This window comes from Sphingomonas corticis (genome assembly GCF_012035195.1).
Lineage (GTDB): Bacteria > Pseudomonadota > Alphaproteobacteria > Sphingomonadales > Sphingomonadaceae > Sphingomonas > Sphingomonas corticis.
This window is the reverse complement of the sequence record NZ_JAAVJH010000013.1, coordinates 19619-35322: the sequence shown is the minus strand read 5'-3', so window position 1 is coordinate 35322 and position 15704 is coordinate 19619. Positions and strand designations below refer to the sequence as shown.

The 15704-nt window shown below is 72.3% G+C and carries 9 protein-coding genes; 6 read left to right on the top strand and 3 right to left on the bottom strand.

Features of this window, described 5'->3' with window-relative positions; genetic code table 11:
- Positions 1 to 73: 73 nt before the first annotated feature.
- A complete protein-coding gene (locus HBH26_RS16155; RefSeq protein WP_239024870.1) occupies positions 74 to 2677 on the bottom strand; it encodes a TonB-dependent receptor domain-containing protein in 2604 nt (867 codons plus the stop codon).
- A gap of 159 nt (positions 2678 to 2836) precedes the next feature.
- Between HBH26_RS16155 and HBH26_RS16150 the strand changes: the two genes are divergently transcribed.
- Positions 2837 to 5035, top strand: a complete 2199-nt coding sequence (locus HBH26_RS16150) for a glycoside hydrolase family 3 N-terminal domain-containing protein (protein WP_168135672.1) — start codon at positions 2837 to 2839, stop codon at positions 5033 to 5035.
- Here HBH26_RS16150 and HBH26_RS21085 read toward each other — a convergent pair.
- Together HBH26_RS21085 and glf are read right to left on the bottom strand one after the other, a co-directional pair.
- On the bottom strand, positions 5019 to 7169 hold the full coding sequence (locus tag HBH26_RS21085; RefSeq protein WP_209308620.1) for a sugar nucleotide-binding protein: 2151 nt from the start codon (positions 7167 to 7169) through the stop codon (positions 5019 to 5021). The two genes, HBH26_RS16150 and HBH26_RS21085, sit on opposite strands and share 17 nt — an antisense overlap.
- A gap of 2 nt (positions 7170 to 7171) precedes the next feature.
- Positions 7172 to 9472 carry a UDP-galactopyranose mutase gene (glf, locus tag HBH26_RS21080; protein ID WP_275402982.1) on the bottom strand — a complete coding sequence of 767 codons (2301 nt, stop codon included), beginning with the start codon at positions 9470 to 9472 and terminating at the stop codon, positions 7172 to 7174.
- A 200-nt stretch (positions 9473 to 9672) separates the two neighbouring features.
- On the opposite strand from glf, the gene HBH26_RS16135 reads away from it, so the two are divergent.
- From HBH26_RS16135 to kdpB, 5 genes are all read left to right on the top strand, one after another.
- Positions 9673 to 10752, top strand: coding sequence for a patatin-like phospholipase family protein (locus HBH26_RS16135; RefSeq protein WP_168135671.1), 1080 nt, complete (start codon positions 9673 to 9675; stop codon positions 10750 to 10752).
- 127 nt (positions 10753 to 10879) lie between these two features.
- Complete coding sequence (locus HBH26_RS16130; protein ID WP_168135670.1) at positions 10880 to 11725, top strand: TorF family putative porin; 846 nt, start codon at positions 10880 to 10882, stop codon at positions 11723 to 11725.
- A 117-nt stretch (positions 11726 to 11842) separates the two neighbouring features.
- Positions 11843 to 11932 carry a K(+)-transporting ATPase subunit F gene (kdpF, locus tag HBH26_RS16125; RefSeq protein WP_168135669.1) on the top strand — a complete coding sequence of 30 codons (90 nt, stop codon included), beginning with the start codon at positions 11843 to 11845 and terminating at the stop codon, positions 11930 to 11932.
- 10 nt (positions 11933 to 11942) lie between these two features.
- Positions 11943 to 13661 carry a potassium-transporting ATPase subunit KdpA gene (kdpA, locus tag HBH26_RS16120; protein WP_168135668.1) on the top strand — a complete coding sequence of 573 codons (1719 nt, stop codon included), beginning with the start codon at positions 11943 to 11945 and terminating at the stop codon, positions 13659 to 13661.
- Between the two features lie 11 nt (positions 13662 to 13672).
- A complete protein-coding gene (gene kdpB / locus HBH26_RS16115) occupies positions 13673 to 15700 on the top strand; it encodes a potassium-transporting ATPase subunit KdpB (protein WP_168135667.1) in 2028 nt (675 codons plus the stop codon).
- Positions 15701 to 15704: the final 4 nt, after the last annotated feature.

The window sequence follows — 15704 nt, the reverse complement described above, 5'->3', positions numbered from 1 at the left end:
TGTCCTCACTGAAAGAAAAGGGTGCCGCAGCCGTGAAGCCGCGACACCCCCGTTATGATCCACGCAAGGTGCGTCAGAACTTGAAGGTCAGCGTTCCGCCGTAGGTCGGACCGACGATGCCGCGGGCGTAGAAGAAGCCGTCGGTGATCGCCTGCGTCTGTCCCTGCCGCGGATTGCCCTCCGTCAGGCCGACGACGTCGAAGATGTTCTCCGCGTTCAGCGTCAGCTGGACGTTCTCGTTCAGGTTCAGCGCCAGGCCGACCGAGGTGACGCCGTAGCTGGGCAGCGACACGCCGTTGCCGTTGTCGGCGAAGATCTTGCCGACGTACTTGTAGCGGCCGAACACCTCGCCCCAGCCGTCGGGCAGCGTGATCGTCGGCGTGACGGTGAACAGCGTCGCGGGCGTGCGCTCGGGCCGGTTGCCTTCGAAGCCCGACCCCTGATCGACGCCGTTCAGCTGCAGGTTCAGCAGCTTGGGCCGCTGGAACACGCCCTGGAAGTCGAGCGCGAACCAGTCGATCGGCCGCACGACGAAGTCCAGCTCCACGCCATAGGTGCGCAGGTCGGCGTTCAGGTTGGTCTGCTGCGACGGGTTGAGCGGGTCGGCGAAATTGTAGTTCTGGTCGTCGAAGTCGGTGCGGAACACCGTCGCCGAGCCGGAGAACAGCCGCCCGTACTGGTAGCGGACGCCCGCCTCGTACAGCTTGATCGTGGTGATCGGATCGACGTTGTTCGTCTGGAAGCCGTTGGCGTAGCGCGCGTACACGGCGAAGTCGGGCGTCAGCAGGTAGTTGGCGCCGATCGTCCACGCCGCCTTCTGCTGCGTCGCGCGGCGGGTGGCGAAGGTGCCGTCGAAGGTGCTGCCCACGGTCGGCAGCACGCCCACCGTGCCCTGCGGCACCAGCTGCTCGAACACGCCGGGGCGGATCTCGACGATGCGGGCCGCGGTGTTCACCGCGCTGGCGTTGTTGCCGTCCAGCGCGGTCGCCCGGTCGCTCTCCCAGCGCACGCCGCCGTCGATGCGCAGGTCGCCCAGCGCCAGCTCGTCGTTGACGTACAGCGAAACGGTCGAATCCTTGCGCTCGCGGATGCCCGCGCCCCAGTCGCCGTAGGAGACGAGGCCGTTGTCGCTCAGCGTGCCGACCACGTTGTTCGCCGCGTCCAGCGCGACGATGTCGTAGATGTCGCTGTTCGAGCGAACGTCGTTGACGACGCTGGCGGTGGCCGACTGGTCCTGCTTGCGCCGGACGTTGTAGTACATGACGCCCGCGGTGAGCGAGTTCTTGAAGCTCTCGCCCTCATATTCCCAGCGACCGCCGACGTTCAGGCCCAGGTCCTTGCCGTCGATGAAGTCGTGGTTCAGCGTCGTGCGCTGGAGGAAGCCGTTGCCGTTCAGCGCGTTCAGCGCGGCGGTCTGGTTCGAGCCGAGCACCACGCCGGTGCGCAGGTTCTTGATGCCGAAGCGCGTCGCGCCCGGGAACGCCACCACCCCGCGGCCGAGCAGGTCGTTGATCGGCGAGGCGGCACCGGGCGTCAGATAGTTGACTGCGCTGGTCAGCCCCGCGTTGCCGGTGCCCGATCCGGCGAAGATGCCGTTGAAGTCGTAGGAATACTTCAGGTACCGGCCGCGCGCGAACAGGTCGATCGAATCGCTGACCGGCTTCTCGATGTCGAGCCGCACCTGCGCGGTCTTCGCCTTGATCCCGTCGCGCCCGCGGAACGAGCGGAAGCCGCTCTCGTGCGCGAAGGTCGACACCGGCACCGCGATGTTCGCGAAGGCGTCGCCGCCGATGTTGCCGAACTGCGTGTCGAGGCCGGGGATGCCGGACGGCTCGCCGTTCTCGTAGCGGTAGGGCTGGGTCGCGTAGAAGGCGTTCTCCACGTCGCCGCCCTTCGCCGACAGGCGCACGAAGCCGCCGTCGTCGAAGCGGTATTCCAGCATCCCCTTCACCCGCCAGCCGGCATAGTCGAACGGATTGTCTCGCACGCCCGGGCTGGACTGGATGTAGCCGCCGACGTTGAACGCCAGGTTCTCGGTGATCGGCGCGGAATAGTAGAAGTCGCCGCGCTTGAGGCCATAGTCGAACGCGGTGACGCGCGCGGCGCCCTCCGCCCGCTCGAAGTTGGGCCGCTTGGAGATGAAGTTGATCGTCGCGCCCGCGCCGTTCACGGTCAGCACGCCCGACGAGCCGCCCTTCACCGCTTCCAGCCGCTCGATCGTCAGGTCCTGGTCGAAGAAGAAGTCGGCGCCGCCGCCGCTGTACAGGATCGGCAGGCCGTCCTCCTCCAGCTGCACGAACCGCTGCCCGCCGCCCTGGAGGCCGCGGACCGAATAGTTGTTCGACACCTGGCCCGCGGTGCCCTCGACGAAGATGCCGGGCACCAGCTCCAGCATGTCGGCGGTGGAGCGCGGCGCGCGGCGGTCGATGTCGTCGCGGTTGGCGTAGGTGATGTCGGCCGAGGCGGTGATGAGCGGACGGTCGCGCGACGTGGTGCCCGTCACGACGATGTCGGACAGATCCTCGTTCCCCTCACCGGCGGGCTGCTGCCCCTGGGGCGCGTCCGCGTTGACGGGCGGCGTGGCGGGCGCGGTCTGCGCCAGCACCGGAAGCGGCAGCGCCGAAACGCCGGCCAGCATGGCCGCGCGCAGCGCGCGATGGCACGAAAACTTCATCATCCCCTCCAACATCGAACGCGGTCGGACGTTCGTAGCAGTGTGCGCCATAGTCCTGTGCGTGACGGCCGCCTATGGCTTGAAATCGCCATGAAATAGATTTGCATCAACTGTGGCCTGCGGGCCACTCTTCTTTGCGGAGGCGTAACGATGACGGCGCGAATGCCCTTCCGACCGGACCGTCGTGAAACGATCGGCCTGCTGCTGGCGAGCGCGGCCGCGCGCCCCGCAATGGCCGCGTCGCGCCGGATCGACGCGCTGATCGCGCGGATGACGATCGAGGAGAAGGCGGGGCAGCTCAGCTGCTTCAACGACGAGGTGCGGCCGGTCGGCACCGCGTTCAACCCGTCGGTGGAGCCGCGCGGCGCCGCCGCCATGCTGGCGGAGATCGCGGCCGGGCAGGTCGGCATGCTCTTCAACGGCTACGGCGTCGCCGGGGCGCGGCGGGCGCAGGAGGCGGCGCTGCGCAGCCGGCTGGCCATCCCGCTGGTCTTCGCCGCGGACGTGATCCACGGCTGCCGCACGATCTTCCCGATCCCGCTGGCGGAGGCGGCGGCGTTCGACGCGGACCTGTCGCGCCGCGCCGCGCGGGCGGTCGCGCGGGAGACGAGCGCGGGCGGGCTGCACTGGACCTTCGCGCCGGTGGTCGACGTCGCGCGCGACCAGCGCTGGGGCCGGGTGGCGGAGGGCGCGGGGGAGGACGTCTATCTGAACCGCCTGCTCGCCGCCGCGCGCGTCCGCGGGTTTCAGGGCGACGACCTCAGCCGCGCCGACGCGCTCGCCGCCACGCCCAAGCATTTCGCCGGCTACGGCGCGGTGCGCGGCGGCATGGAATATGCCGCGGTCGACCTCAGCGACGCGGAACTGCGCGAGACGCACCTGCCGCCCTTCGCCGCCGCCTTCGCGGCGGGCGCGGCGACCACGATGGCGTCCTTCACCGACGTCGGCGGCATCCCCGCCGCCGCCAACCGCCGGCTGCTGACCGACGTCCTGCGGGGTGAGATGGGGTTTTCCGGCGTCTGCGTCTCCGATTACGATGCCGACCGGGAGCTGGTCGCGCACGGCGTCGCCGCGGACGAGGCGGATGCGGCGCGGCTGGCGATGCTGGCCGGGGTCGACATGTCGATGCAGAGCGGGCTCTATCGCCGCCATCTTCCCGCGCTGGTGGCGAGCGGCCGCGTGCCGGTCGCCGCGGTCGACGCCGCGGTGCGGCGCGTGCTGGCGCTGAAGGAGGCGCTGGGGCTCTTTGACGATCCCTGGCGCTCGCTGGACGCCGCGGTGGAACGGCGCGTCACGCACGCGCCCACGATCCGCGCGGTGGCGCGCGAGGTCGCGACCCGCGCCATCGTCCTGCTGCGCAACGAGGGCGGGCTGCTGCCGCTGACGCGCACGCAACGGATCGCGCTGATCGGCCCGTTCGCGCGCGATCGGGCGAACCTGAACGGCCCGTGGTCCTTCGCCGGCGATCCCGCGGACGGCATCGACCTCGCCACCGGCATCGGCGCGCTGGCGCGCGACCTGACGGTGGACGACGGCAGCGATCCCGCGCGCGCCGCCGCCGTGGCGCGCGCGGCGCAGGTGGTGCTGCTGGCGATCGGCGAGGGCGGCGACATGTCGGGCGAGGGCAACAGCCGCGTCGCCATTACCGTGCCCCCTGCGCACCAGGCGCTGGCGGAGGCGGTGGCGGCCACCGGTACGCCGATGGTCGTGCTGCTGCGCCACGGTCGCGCGCTGGCGCTGGAGGGCGCGGTACGCGACGCGCGCGCGATCCTCGCCACCTGGTTCCTCGGCGAGCAGACCGGCCCCGCGGTCGCCGACGTGCTGTTCGGCGTGGCCGAGCCGACCGGGCGCCTGCCCGTCAGCTTTCCCCTGGCGACCGGGCAGCAGCCCTGGTCCTACGATCGCCGCGCGACCGGCCGCCCCGCGCCCGACGACGATCCGATGGCGCCGGGACGCAGCCACTGGCGCGACGCGCCGGACCGCGCCTTGTACGAGTTCGGCGCGGGCCTTGGCTACACCCGCTTCGCGCTCTCCGACCTCGACGCCGCCGTGACCGGCGAGTGGGTGGCGATCGGCGTCACGCTGGCGAACGCCGGCGAGCGGCGCGGCACCGCCTTCGTGCGCGCGGACATCCACGACCGCGTCGCCAGCCGGACGCGGCCGGTCCGTCAGATGAAGGCGTTCCGCCGGGTCACGCTCGACCCCGGCGAGCGCCGGCGGGTGGCACTCGCCATTCCGCTTGCCGAGCTGGCGCTGGTCGCGGCGGACGGGGCGTGGCGGGTGGAGCCGGGCGACTTCGACCTGTTCGTCGATGCGGGTCCCGGCTCGCGCCTGGCCACCGCCTTCACCGTAGCGGGCTGAGCCGCGCGCGGGCGAAGCGCTCCAGCCCCTCGTCCAGCGATCCCGGCAGCGCCAGCTTCTCACTGGCCAGGGCGCCGTTCGCCGGGCGGGGCGCGCGCCAGCCGAGCTCGTGCGCCGGCACCGCCACGATCCGCTCCGCATCGTGCCCGCACGCCTGCGCCAGCCGCCGCGCGAAGCCGGCGCGCGTCACCGGCTCGCCGTCGCACACGTGCCAGATGCCCTCCGCGCCGTCGATCAGCAGGTCCAGCGCGCGATCGACCAGCGCGGGGACGAAGGTGGGCGTGACGACGTGGTCGCCGGTGGTGCGAACCGGGCGCCCCGCGGCCAGCGCCGCCACCACGGCGGCGGCGAAGCCGCGGTCGGCCTCGGGTGCGTAGAGGGCCGCGGTGCGCACCACCAGCGCGCCCGGCACGCCGTGGCAGCCGCGCTCCATCTCCGACTTGATCCGGCCATGCGCGCCCAGCGGCCGGGCTGCGTCGCTCTCCACCAGCGCGCGGTCGAGGTCGCCTGCGAACACCAGCTCGCTGGAGAAGTTGAGCGAGGGGATGCCGCGCCCGGCACAGGCGCGCGCGAGCGCGACGGCACCGCCCGCATTGACGTGGCGGCACGCGTCCTCGTTCTCCTCCGCGGCGTCGATCGCGGTGTGCGCGGCGGCGTTGACGACGCCCCACGGCGCGATCGCCGCAATCAGCGCGGGAAGGTCCGCGCTCGTCACGTCCAGCTCGCGGCGGGTCGCGGCGACGTGCGCGATCCCGCGCGCGCGACAGGCGCGGACGAAGGCGGCGCCCAGCATCCCCCCGGCACCCAGGATCAGCAGCGGGCGCGAGGGCCGTGGAAGGCGCGGCGACGCCGCCTCGCCCGACGGATGCGGCGGGTAGAGCAGGCGGTCGGGACGGCGCCACCAGCCGTCCTCGATGGCGACGGGGTGGCGATCCTCACCCCTGGGCAGCCCACGCCACAGCCGCGCGAGCGCGGTCGGACGGGGCGTCCCGGTGCCCACGTCGAAGACGCCGGGCTCGTAATGGCCGCCGCCGGTCAGCAGCGTGTCCCAGCCGTGGCTGCCCAGCAGCGACCAGGCGGTGACCGCGCGCACGTCGACGCCGTCGCCCCGCGCCGCGACCGCGGCGTCCCACGCCCCGGCCGCCCAGCGCAGCTGCTCGTCGCGGGTGGACCCGTTGTGCACCTCCGTGATGGCGACCGGCGTGCCGTAGCGTGCCCAGGCGGCGCGGATCGCCGCGCCGATCCCGCCCGCGGGCGGGTCCAGCACGCGGGCCGCCTCCGTATCGGCATAGGCGACGCGCCCGTTGCCGCCGTGCAGCGATGACGGGTAGCGATCGACGCGGTGGTCGAGGAAGCGGTCGCTGGTGAGGTAATGGTTCACGCCGACGATGTCGGGCGGGCACGGATCGTCCGCGATCGCGCGCACCCGGTCGCCCAGTCCGTGCCGCGCCAGCACGGCGAACAGCGGATCGGCCGGGGTCACGCGTCCGAACAGCAGGTCCCACCCCGCCCACCGCCGCATGTTGTCGAACGCCGCCTGGCCGGCGAGGGGGGCGGTGGAGAAGGTGTGTCCCAGGTCGTCGGTCTGCACCAGCCGCGCGCCCGGCACCACGCGGCGGATCGCGCGCATCGCGCCGCGCACCGCGTCGACCTGGTTCAGCAGCGCCGACCAGAACGACCGCTCGTCGCGACGGTGCGGGTACCAATGGCCGTACAGCGCGGTGAAACGCGCGGTGGTCAGCGGCTCGTTGATCGGCGTCCACTCCTCGATCCACGGGTAGCGCCGCGCCACCGCGCCGGCGTGGCGGGCGAGCCCGGCGGCGAACCCGTCATCGAGCAGGTTGGTGTGCGCGGGGCCGCTGCCGTGGTGGACCAGCCCCGCGATCGGACGGACGCCCAGTGCGCGCAGCTCGGCCAGCCGCCGGTCGGACCAGCGCCAGTCGGGCTCCGCACCCCGACGCGGCGAGATCCGTTCCCATAGCAGGGGGTAGCGCAGCGCACGGATGCCGAGCCCGGCGAGCAGCGCCAGGTCGCCGACGCGGTCCTGGTGACCGCTGAGGACGACCTGGTCGCCGAAGCGATCGCCCACGCGGTTCACCGTGCACTCGATCCCGCCCCACAGCTCGGGAGCCACGGCTATTCCGCCGCGGCGACGGGGTAGGTGGCGGGCGCGCGCAGGTTCATGCGGCGATAGACGGACAGCGCCTGTCCCACCACCTGATCCATGTTGTAGTAGCGATAGGTGGCCAGCCGCCCCACGAACAGCACGTCCGGCTCCGCCAGCGCCAGCGCCTCGTACCGCTTGAACAGCGCCTGGTTCTCCGGACGCGGGATCGGGTAATAGGGATCGCCCTCGGCCGCCGGGTATTCGGTGGTGATGCTGGTGACGTCGGATCGCTGCCCGGTCAGGTGCTTGTACTCCGTCACGCGGGTATAGGGCACCGCCTCGTCCGGATAGTTGACGACGGCCACCTCCTGGTGCCGCTCGACCGGCAGCGTCGCGTGCTCGAACCGCAGCGAGCGATAGGGCAGCTTGCCGTGGCGGCAGCCGAAATACTCGTCGATCGGCCCGGTGTAGACCAGCTTGTCGTACGTCACCTCGTCCCCGATCGCGGCGAAGTCGGTGCCCAGGCGCAGCGTGATGTTGGGATGGTCCAGCATCGCCTCGAACATCGCGGTGAAGCCTTCCGCGGGCATCGCCTGATAGGTGTCGGTGAAGTAGCGGTCGTCGGCGTTCGTGCGGGTCGGTACGCGCGCCGTCACCGCCTTGTCGAGCTCGGACGGGTCGAGCCCCCATTGCTTGCGCGTGTAGCCGCGGAAGAACAGCCGGTAGAGTTCCTGTCCCACAGCGGAGACGACCACGTCCTGCGACGTCCTCACCTCGGCCACCGGCTCGGCACGCGCGGCGAGGAAGGCGGCGGCGTCCGCGTCGCTCTCCAGCCCGGCGTCGAACAGGCGGTTCAGCGTGGTGCGGTTGATCGGAATGGGCACGCGCTGCCCGCGCACCTCGGCCAGCACGCGATGCTCGTACGGGCGCCAGTCGGTGAACTGCGACAGATAGTCGAACACCTCGGCGGAGTTGGTGTGGAAGATGTGCGGGCCGTATTGGTGGATCAGGATTCCGGCGGCGTCCTTCCGGTCATAGGCGTTGCCGGCGACGTGCGGCCGGCGATCGACCACCAGCACGCGCAGCCCCGCGTCCGCCGCCAGCCGCTCCGCCATCACCGCGCCGGCGAAGCCCGCGCCGACGACCAGCACGTCGTAGTGGCGGCGCGTGCGCGGCGCCGCCGGATGCGTCGCCGCCTTGCCCGCCGTCGCCTCCGCCATGGCGGCCATCATCGCCGCCGCCGTGTCGTCCCACGATCCCGCGGCCAGCAGCGCGTCGGCCTCGTCCCGCCACGACCGGTCGGTGCCGCGCGCCAGCGCCAGCGCCTCGTCGCACGCCTGCACGAAGCGCGCCGCGCCGTCGGCGATACGCACCCCCTCGATCGTGCCGTAGTGGCGCACGACGTCGATCACCGGGGTCGACACGACCGGCCGGCCCGCGGCGAGATACTCGGGCGTCTTCGTCGGGCTGATGAAGCGCGTCGCCTCGTTGATGGCGAAGGGCATCAGCGCGACGTCCCACCCGGCCAGCACCGCCGGCAGGTCGGCATAGGCGCGCGCGCCGGGATAGTGCAGGTTGGGCCGCTGCGGCAGGTCCGCGGGGTCGATCTTCACCACCGGGCCGACCATCTCGATCCGCCACGACGGCCGCGCGTCCGCCAGCGCGGCGACCAGGTTCAGGTCCATCCGCTCGTCGATCACGCCGTAGAAACCCAGCCGCGCGGTCTCGTCCCGGCCGATTGCCGCCCGGTTCCGCGCCTGCGCGAAATGCGCGACGTCGACGCTGGAGGGGAAGGGGCGCACGTCGGCGTGTCGCGCGCGCTTGGCCTCGTACAGGCTGTAGCCGCCGGTGAAGACCAGGTCCGCCGCGCCGAGCAACTCGTCCTCCAGCGCGAGCAGCGTCGGCGGCGCGAAGCGGAAGGCGGACAGCTCGTCCATGCAGTCGTACACGGTACAACCGGCGGCGACGTGGCGCGAGAAGGCCAGCATCATCGGCGTGTAGTACCAGCGTACCGCCACCGCGGCCTCGCCGGCCAGGAAGCGGTCGAGCAGCGCGCGCAGCGCCGCCTCGGTCGCCTCCTCGTCCAGCCCGGCGGGCAGGCGCGGCGTCGCGATCCGCACGCCGCCGTCGGCCCGGACGTGCAGCACCGGCGTCCCGGTATCGCCCACCTCGGGCTCCTCCCAGAACACCACCGCCCCGCGCTGCGCGAAGCGCGACATCAGGTGCTGGGGCCGCTGGAAGACGAAGTCCCAGCGCAGGTGCGAGAAGCAGAGCAGCAATCCCGCGCCGGATGTGGACGCTGGGGCGGCGGGGGGAACGGCAGTGGCCATCAACAACTCCTGACGGGCCCCCGCCCGGCATCGTTGCTAGCAGCAGATCCGTAAGTGCCTGCTGATGTAGAATATTGATCGCAATATTTCTGACTGATCCCGATCAGCCGCGATCGGGCCGTCCGTTCATTGCCGCACGGTGCCGCACGGTTTTTTGCGTGCCGGTGCGAAGCCGGACGGGATCTACGCGTTGTTGCGCGATGGATTCGAAGCCGATCGTCGCGCTGGTGCTGAGCGGAGGCAATGCGCTGGGCGCCTATCACGCGGGCGCGTACGAGGCGCTGCACCGGGCCGGCTGGCTGCCGGACTGGGTGGTGGGCGCCTCGGCGGGCGCGGTCAACGGCGCGCTGATCTGCGGCGCCCCGCCCGAGGAGCGCGTCGCGCGGCTGCGCGCCTTCTGGCGGCCCGCGCCGGCGGAGGGCGCCGCCGCGACGCCGCGCGCGGTCGAGACCGCGCGGCGCACCGCTGCCGCCACCTCCACGCTGACCATGGGGCAGCCCGGGCTGTTCTCGCCGCGCTGGCTGCACGGGCCATGGTGGGATCCGCCGGGCCTCGCCGGGACGGAGTCGCTCTTCGACACCGCGCCGCTGCACGCCACGCTGGACCAGCTGGTCGATTTCGACCGGCTCAACCGCGGCGATCTGCGCCTGTGCGTGACCGCGGTGGATGTCGAGAGCGGCGAGGACGTGGTCGTCGACACGCGCGTGCACCGCCTGCGCGGCGACCATGTCCGCGCCAGCAGCGCGCTGCTGCCCGCCTTTCCTGCGGTGGAGGTGGACGGGCGGCTGCTCGCCGACGCGGGGATCGCGCTGAACCTGCCGCTCGACGTGGTGCTTGGCGACGTGGAGGACGACCGGCCGCTGCTGTGCATCGCGGTCGACCTGCTGCCGCTGCGTGGTCCCCGGCCGCGCACAATCGGCGACGCGGTGAACCGGGTGCAGGATCTGCTGTTCGCCGCCCAGTCGCGCCGCGCGCTGGCCGCGTGGCAGGCGGTGTTCGACGAGCGCGCGCGGGCGGGCATGGCGCGGTCGGTCACGCTGGTCCATCTCCAGCAGGGCAACGCCGCGCAGGACGTCAGCGGCAAGGCGTTCGACTTCTCGCCCTCCACCGTGGGCGCGCGCTGGAGGGCGGGCCGCGCCGACGTGGCCGCCGCGCTCGCGTCGATCGGGCCGGCGCGGCTGGCGGAGGCGGCGCCGGGCTTGCGCGTGTTCGCCCGCGGCGACGACCCCGCGGGCGGGTTTGCGCCCGTCCACCACCGGCTGGCACCGCGCCCGGTGTAGCGGCGCTATATGCGCGCTATATGCGAAAGCGCCGGACCGCCCTCGCATTGCTACGCGCGGCGGACCTAATCGCCCGCTCCTGAAAGCCGCCGCCGACCGGCGACTGCCTGTCTGATCGGGAGCCATCATGAAGCTGATCCATCCGGTTGCCGTGGCGGGAGCGGTACTGGTCGCGCTGCCCGCCGCCGCGCGGGCCCAGGGAGCCGAGACCCCGGCGCTCGTCGCCAGCGGCACCGCCGCGATCGTCTCCGACTATCGCTTCCGCGGCGTGTCGCAGTCGGACCGCGGCATGGCGGTGCAGGGGGGCATCACGCTCTCGCACAGGAGCGGCGTCTACGCCGGCGCGTGGGGATCGAACCTCGCCGGCTGGGGCACGTTCGGCGGCGCCAACCTGGAGCTTGACCTGATCGGCGGCGTCCGCCTGCCTGTCGGGGGAGGCACGCTGGACGTCGGCGCGACGTGGTACACCTACCCGGGCGGCGCCGACCGGACCGCGTTCGTCGAACCCTTCGCGAAGCTGACCGGCACCGCCGGCCCCGGCACGCTGACCGCGGGCGTCGCCTACGCGCCGCGGCAGCAGGCGCTCGGCCGCTGGTATCGCACCGGGGCGGACGCGGCGGCGGGCACCTATACCGACGCAGGCGCGAAGGGGGACAATCTCTACCTCTTCGCCGACGGCGCGGTCGCGCTGCCCGGCACGCCGGTGACGGCGAAGGCGCACGTCGGCCACAGTCGCGGGCAGGACGGCCTCGGCCCCAACGCCACCGCCGTGTCGCCGACCGGGCGCTATCTCGACTGGTCGCTCGGCGCGGAGGCGACGTGGCGGAACCTGACGCTGAACCTCGGCTACGTCGACACCGACATCGCCGACCGCGAGGCGGCGTACCTGCGACCCGCCTTCAGCCGGGGGCAGGACGGCACCGGCAGCATCGCCGGCGGCGCTCTGGTCCTCGCGCTCACCGCGTCGTTCTGAGGAGGCGGCGATGGACGACCTCCTGTGGCTCGCGATCCTCGCCGGCCTCGTCGCGCTGACGCTCGCCTGGGCACGGCTGTGCGACACTGCGCACGACCGGGCGGAAGGGGGCCGGCGATGACGCTCGATCTCTGCCTGGCCGCGCTCACCGCGCTCGGGCTGCTCGTCTACCTGGTGGCGGTGCTGATCCGTCCCGAACGCTTCTGAGGAGGCCCGCATGACGCTCCAGGGCTGGTTCCTGATCCTCTCTTTCGTGGCCGTCCTGCTGGCGCTGACGAAGCCGGTGGGGTGGTGGCTGTTCGCGCTGTACGAGGGCCGCCGCACGCCGCTCCACGCGGTGCTCGGCCCGGTCGAGCGCGGCTTCTACCGCCTCGCCGGCATCGATCCGGCGGCGGAGCAGGGCTGGCGCCGCTACGCGCTGCACATGCTCGCCTTCAACGTGGCGCTGCTGCTGCTCACCTATGCCGTGCTGCGGCTGCAGGGCGTGCTGCCGGGCAATCCGCAGGGGCTGGCGGGCGTGCCGCCTCACCTGGCGTTCAACACCGCGATCAGCTTCACCACCAACACCAACTGGCAGAGCTACGCCGGGGAGGCGACGATGTCGCACCTGTCGCAGATGCTGGCGCTGACGATCCACAACTTCCTGTCGGCGGCGACCGGCATCGCGCTCGCCTTCGCGCTGTTCCGCGGCTTCGCCCGGCGCGAGGCGCCGAAGGACAGTCGGGGGGGCATCGGCAATTACTGGGCGGACGTGACCCGCATCACGCTCTACCTGCTGCTGCCCGCCTGCCTCGTCTACACCCTGTTCCTCGTCGCGGCCGGGGTGCCGCAGACGCTGTCGGGCGCGGTCGATTTGGTCACGCTGGAGGGCGCGCGCCAGTCGCTGCCGCTCGGCCCCGTTGCCTCGCAGGAGGCGATCAAGATGCTCGGCACCAACGGCGGCGGCTTCTTCAACGCCAATTCCGCCCACCCGTTCGAGAACCCGGGCGCGCTGACCAATTTCGTGCAGATGCTGTCGATCTTCGCGATCGGCGCCGGCCTGACGTGGACGTTCGGGCGCGCGGTGGGCGACACGCGGCAGGGGCGCGCGATCCTCGCCGCGATGATGATCCTGTTCCTGTCCGGCGTCGCCGTCACCTATTGGCAGGAGGCGGCGGGCAACCCGCTGCTCCACCGCCTGGGCGTGGAGGGTGGCAACATGGAGGGCAAGGAGGTGCGTTTCGGCATCGCCGCCTCCGCGCTGTTCTCCGTCGTCACCACGGCCGCCTCGTGCGGGGCGGTGAACGCGATGCTCGACAGCTTCACGCCGCTGGGCGGCCTCGTCCCGCTGTTCAACATGCAATTGGGCGAGGTGGTGGTGGGCGGCGTCGGCGCGGGGATCTACGGCTTCCTGCTGTTCGCGATCCTGGCCGTGTTCGTCGCCGGGCTGATGGTGGGGCGCACGCCGGAGTACGTGGGCAAGAAGATCGAGGCGCGCGAGGTGAAGCTGGCGGTGCTGGCGATCGCCGTCCTGCCGCTCGCGATCCTCGGCCTCACCGCGCTCTCGTCGGTGCTGCCGCAAGGGCTGGCGGGGCCGCTGAACGCGGGGCCGCACGGCTTCTCCGAAATCCTCTACGCCTTCACCAGCGCGGCGGCGAACAACGGCTCGGCCTTCGCCGGGCTCTCCGCCGCCACGCCCTGGTACGACGGTCTGCTCGGCGTCGCGATGTGGCTGGGGCGGTTCTTCGTCATCGTGCCGATGCTGGCGATCGCCGGAAGCCTCGCCGCGAAGACGTACACGCCGCAGGGCGCGGGGTCGTTCCCGACCACCGGCGCGCTGTTCGTCGGCCTGCTCGTGGGCATCATCCTGATCCTGGGCGGCCTCACCTTCCTGCCGAGCCTCGCGCTCGGTCCCGTCGCCGATCATCTCGCGATGATCCGCGGCCAGCTGTCCTGACGGAGGCCATCGTGGCGACCACCGAGGCGAAGCGCCTGTTCACCGCCGACCTGATCGTGCCCGCGATCAGGGCATCCTTCCTGAAGCTGGATCCGCGCGTGCTGGTCCGCAATCCGGTCATGTTCGTGACGGCCGCGGTCGCCGCGCTGGTCACGCTGCTGCTGGTCGTCGGCACCGACGCCCTCGACGTGGCGTTCAAGGCGCAGCTGGCGGCGTGGCTGTGGCTGACGGTGCTGTTCGGCACCTTCGCCGAGGCGCTGGCGGAGGGGCGGGGCAAGGCGCAGGCCGCCTCGCTGCGCGCCGCCAAGGCGGAACTCGTCGCCACCCGGCTGCACGGCGGCGTGCCGCAGCAGGTGCCCGCCAGCGGTCTGCGCGCCGGCGACGTCGTGCTGGTCGTCGCGGGCGAGCTGATTCCCGCCGACGGCGAGGTGATCGCCGGCGTCGCCTCCGTCAATGAGGCCGCGATCACCGGCGAGAGCGCGCCCGTGATCCGCGAGGCCGGCGGCGACCGCTCGGCGGTGACCGCGGGCACCCGCGTCGTGTCGGACGAGATCCGCGTGCGCGTGACGGCGGATCCGGGCCACGGCTTCCTCGACCGCATGATCGCGCTGGTCGAGGGAGCCGAGCGGCAGAAGACGCCGAACGAAGTGGCGCTGACGATCCTGCTCGTCGGCCTGACGATCGTTTTCCTGATTGCGGTGGGCACCATTCCCGGCTTCGCGGCTTACGCCGGCGGCGCCATCCCCGTCGTCATCCTCGCCGCGCTGCTGGTCACGCTGATCCCGACGACGATCGCCGCGCTGCTGTCGGCGATCGGCATCGCGGGCATGGACCGGCTGGTACGCTTCAACGTGCTGGCCAAGTCGGGCCGCGCGGTGGAGGCGGCGGGCGACGTCGGCGTGCTGCTGCTCGACAAGACCGGCACGATCACGATCGGCGACCGCCAGGCGAGCGAGCTGCGCAGCGTCAGCGGGGCAAGCGAGGCGGAACTCGCCGAGGCGGCGCTGCTGGCGAGCCTGGCCGACGAGACGCCGGAGGGCCGCTCGATCGTTCGGCTGGTGCGCGAGCGCCACGGGCTGGAACGCGCGCTGCCCGACGGGGCGGAGGTGATCGCCTTCACCGCGCAGACGCGCGTGTCGGGGCTGCGCGCGGGCGGCACGCTGGTGCAGAAGGGCGCGGTCGATTCGATCCTGCGCGCCAACCCCGGCGCGGGCGAAACGGCGGCGGCGACCGAGCTGCGGCGCGTCACCGACGAGATCGCGCGCGCGGGCGGTACCCCGCTGGCGGTGGCGCGGGACGGGCGGCTTTTGGGTGCGATCTTCCTGAAGGACGTGGTGAAGGCGGGCATCCGCGAGCGGTTCGGCGAGCTGCGCACCATGGGCATCCGCACGGTGATGATTACCGGCGACAATCCGCTGACCGCCGCGGCCATCGCGGCGGAAGCGGGCGTGGACGATTTCCTGGCGCAGGCGACGCCCGAGGACAAGCTGGCGCTGATCCGCCGGGAGCAGGCCGGCGGGCGGCTGGTGGCGATGTGCGGCGACGGCACCAACGACGCGCCCGCGCTGGCGCAGGCCGACGTCGGCGTCGCGATGAACACCGGCACGCAGGCCGCGCGCGAGGCGGGCAACATGGTCGACCTGGACAGCGACCCGACCAAGCTGATCGAGGTGGTGGGGCTGGGCAAGCAGCTGCTGATGACGCGCGGCGCGCTGACCACCTTCTCCGTCGCGAACGACGTGGCCAAGTATTTCGCGATCATCCCCGCCATGTTCGTGGCGCTCTACCCCGCGCTCGGCGTGCTGAACGTGATGCGGCTGGAAACGCCGCAGAGCGCGATCCTGTCGGCGATCATCTTCAACGCGCTCGTCATCCCGCTGCTGGTGCCGCTGGCGCTGAAGGGGGTGGCCTACCGGCCGATGGGCGCGGGGCCGCTGCTGGCGCGCAACCTGGCCGTCTACGGGCTCGGCGGCCTGGTCGCGCCGTTCGTCGGCATCAAGGCGATCGATCTCGTGGTCGCCGGCCTCGGTCTCGCTTAAGGAG

Coding starts and splice junctions, on each gene's coding strand:
- HBH26_RS16135 (WP_168135671.1), top strand. CDS start 9,673: ATGGATTCGAAGCCGATCGTCGCGCTGGTGCTGAGCGGAGGCAATGCG.
- kdpF (WP_168135669.1), top strand. CDS start 11,843: ATGACGCTCGATCTCTGCCTGGCCGCGCTCACCGCGCTCGGGCTGCTC.
- kdpA (WP_168135668.1), top strand. CDS start 11,943: ATGACGCTCCAGGGCTGGTTCCTGATCCTCTCTTTCGTGGCCGTCCTG.
- glf (WP_275402982.1), bottom strand. CDS start 9,472: ATGGCCACTGCCGTTCCCCCCGCCGCCCCAGCGTCCACATCCGGCGCG.
- HBH26_RS16155 (WP_239024870.1), bottom strand. CDS start 2,677: ATGATGAAGTTTTCGTGCCATCGCGCGCTGCGCGCGGCCATGCTGGCC.
- HBH26_RS16130 (WP_168135670.1), top strand. CDS start 10,880: ATGAAGCTGATCCATCCGGTTGCCGTGGCGGGAGCGGTACTGGTCGCG.
- HBH26_RS16150 (WP_168135672.1), top strand. CDS start 2,837: ATGCCCTTCCGACCGGACCGTCGTGAAACGATCGGCCTGCTGCTGGCG.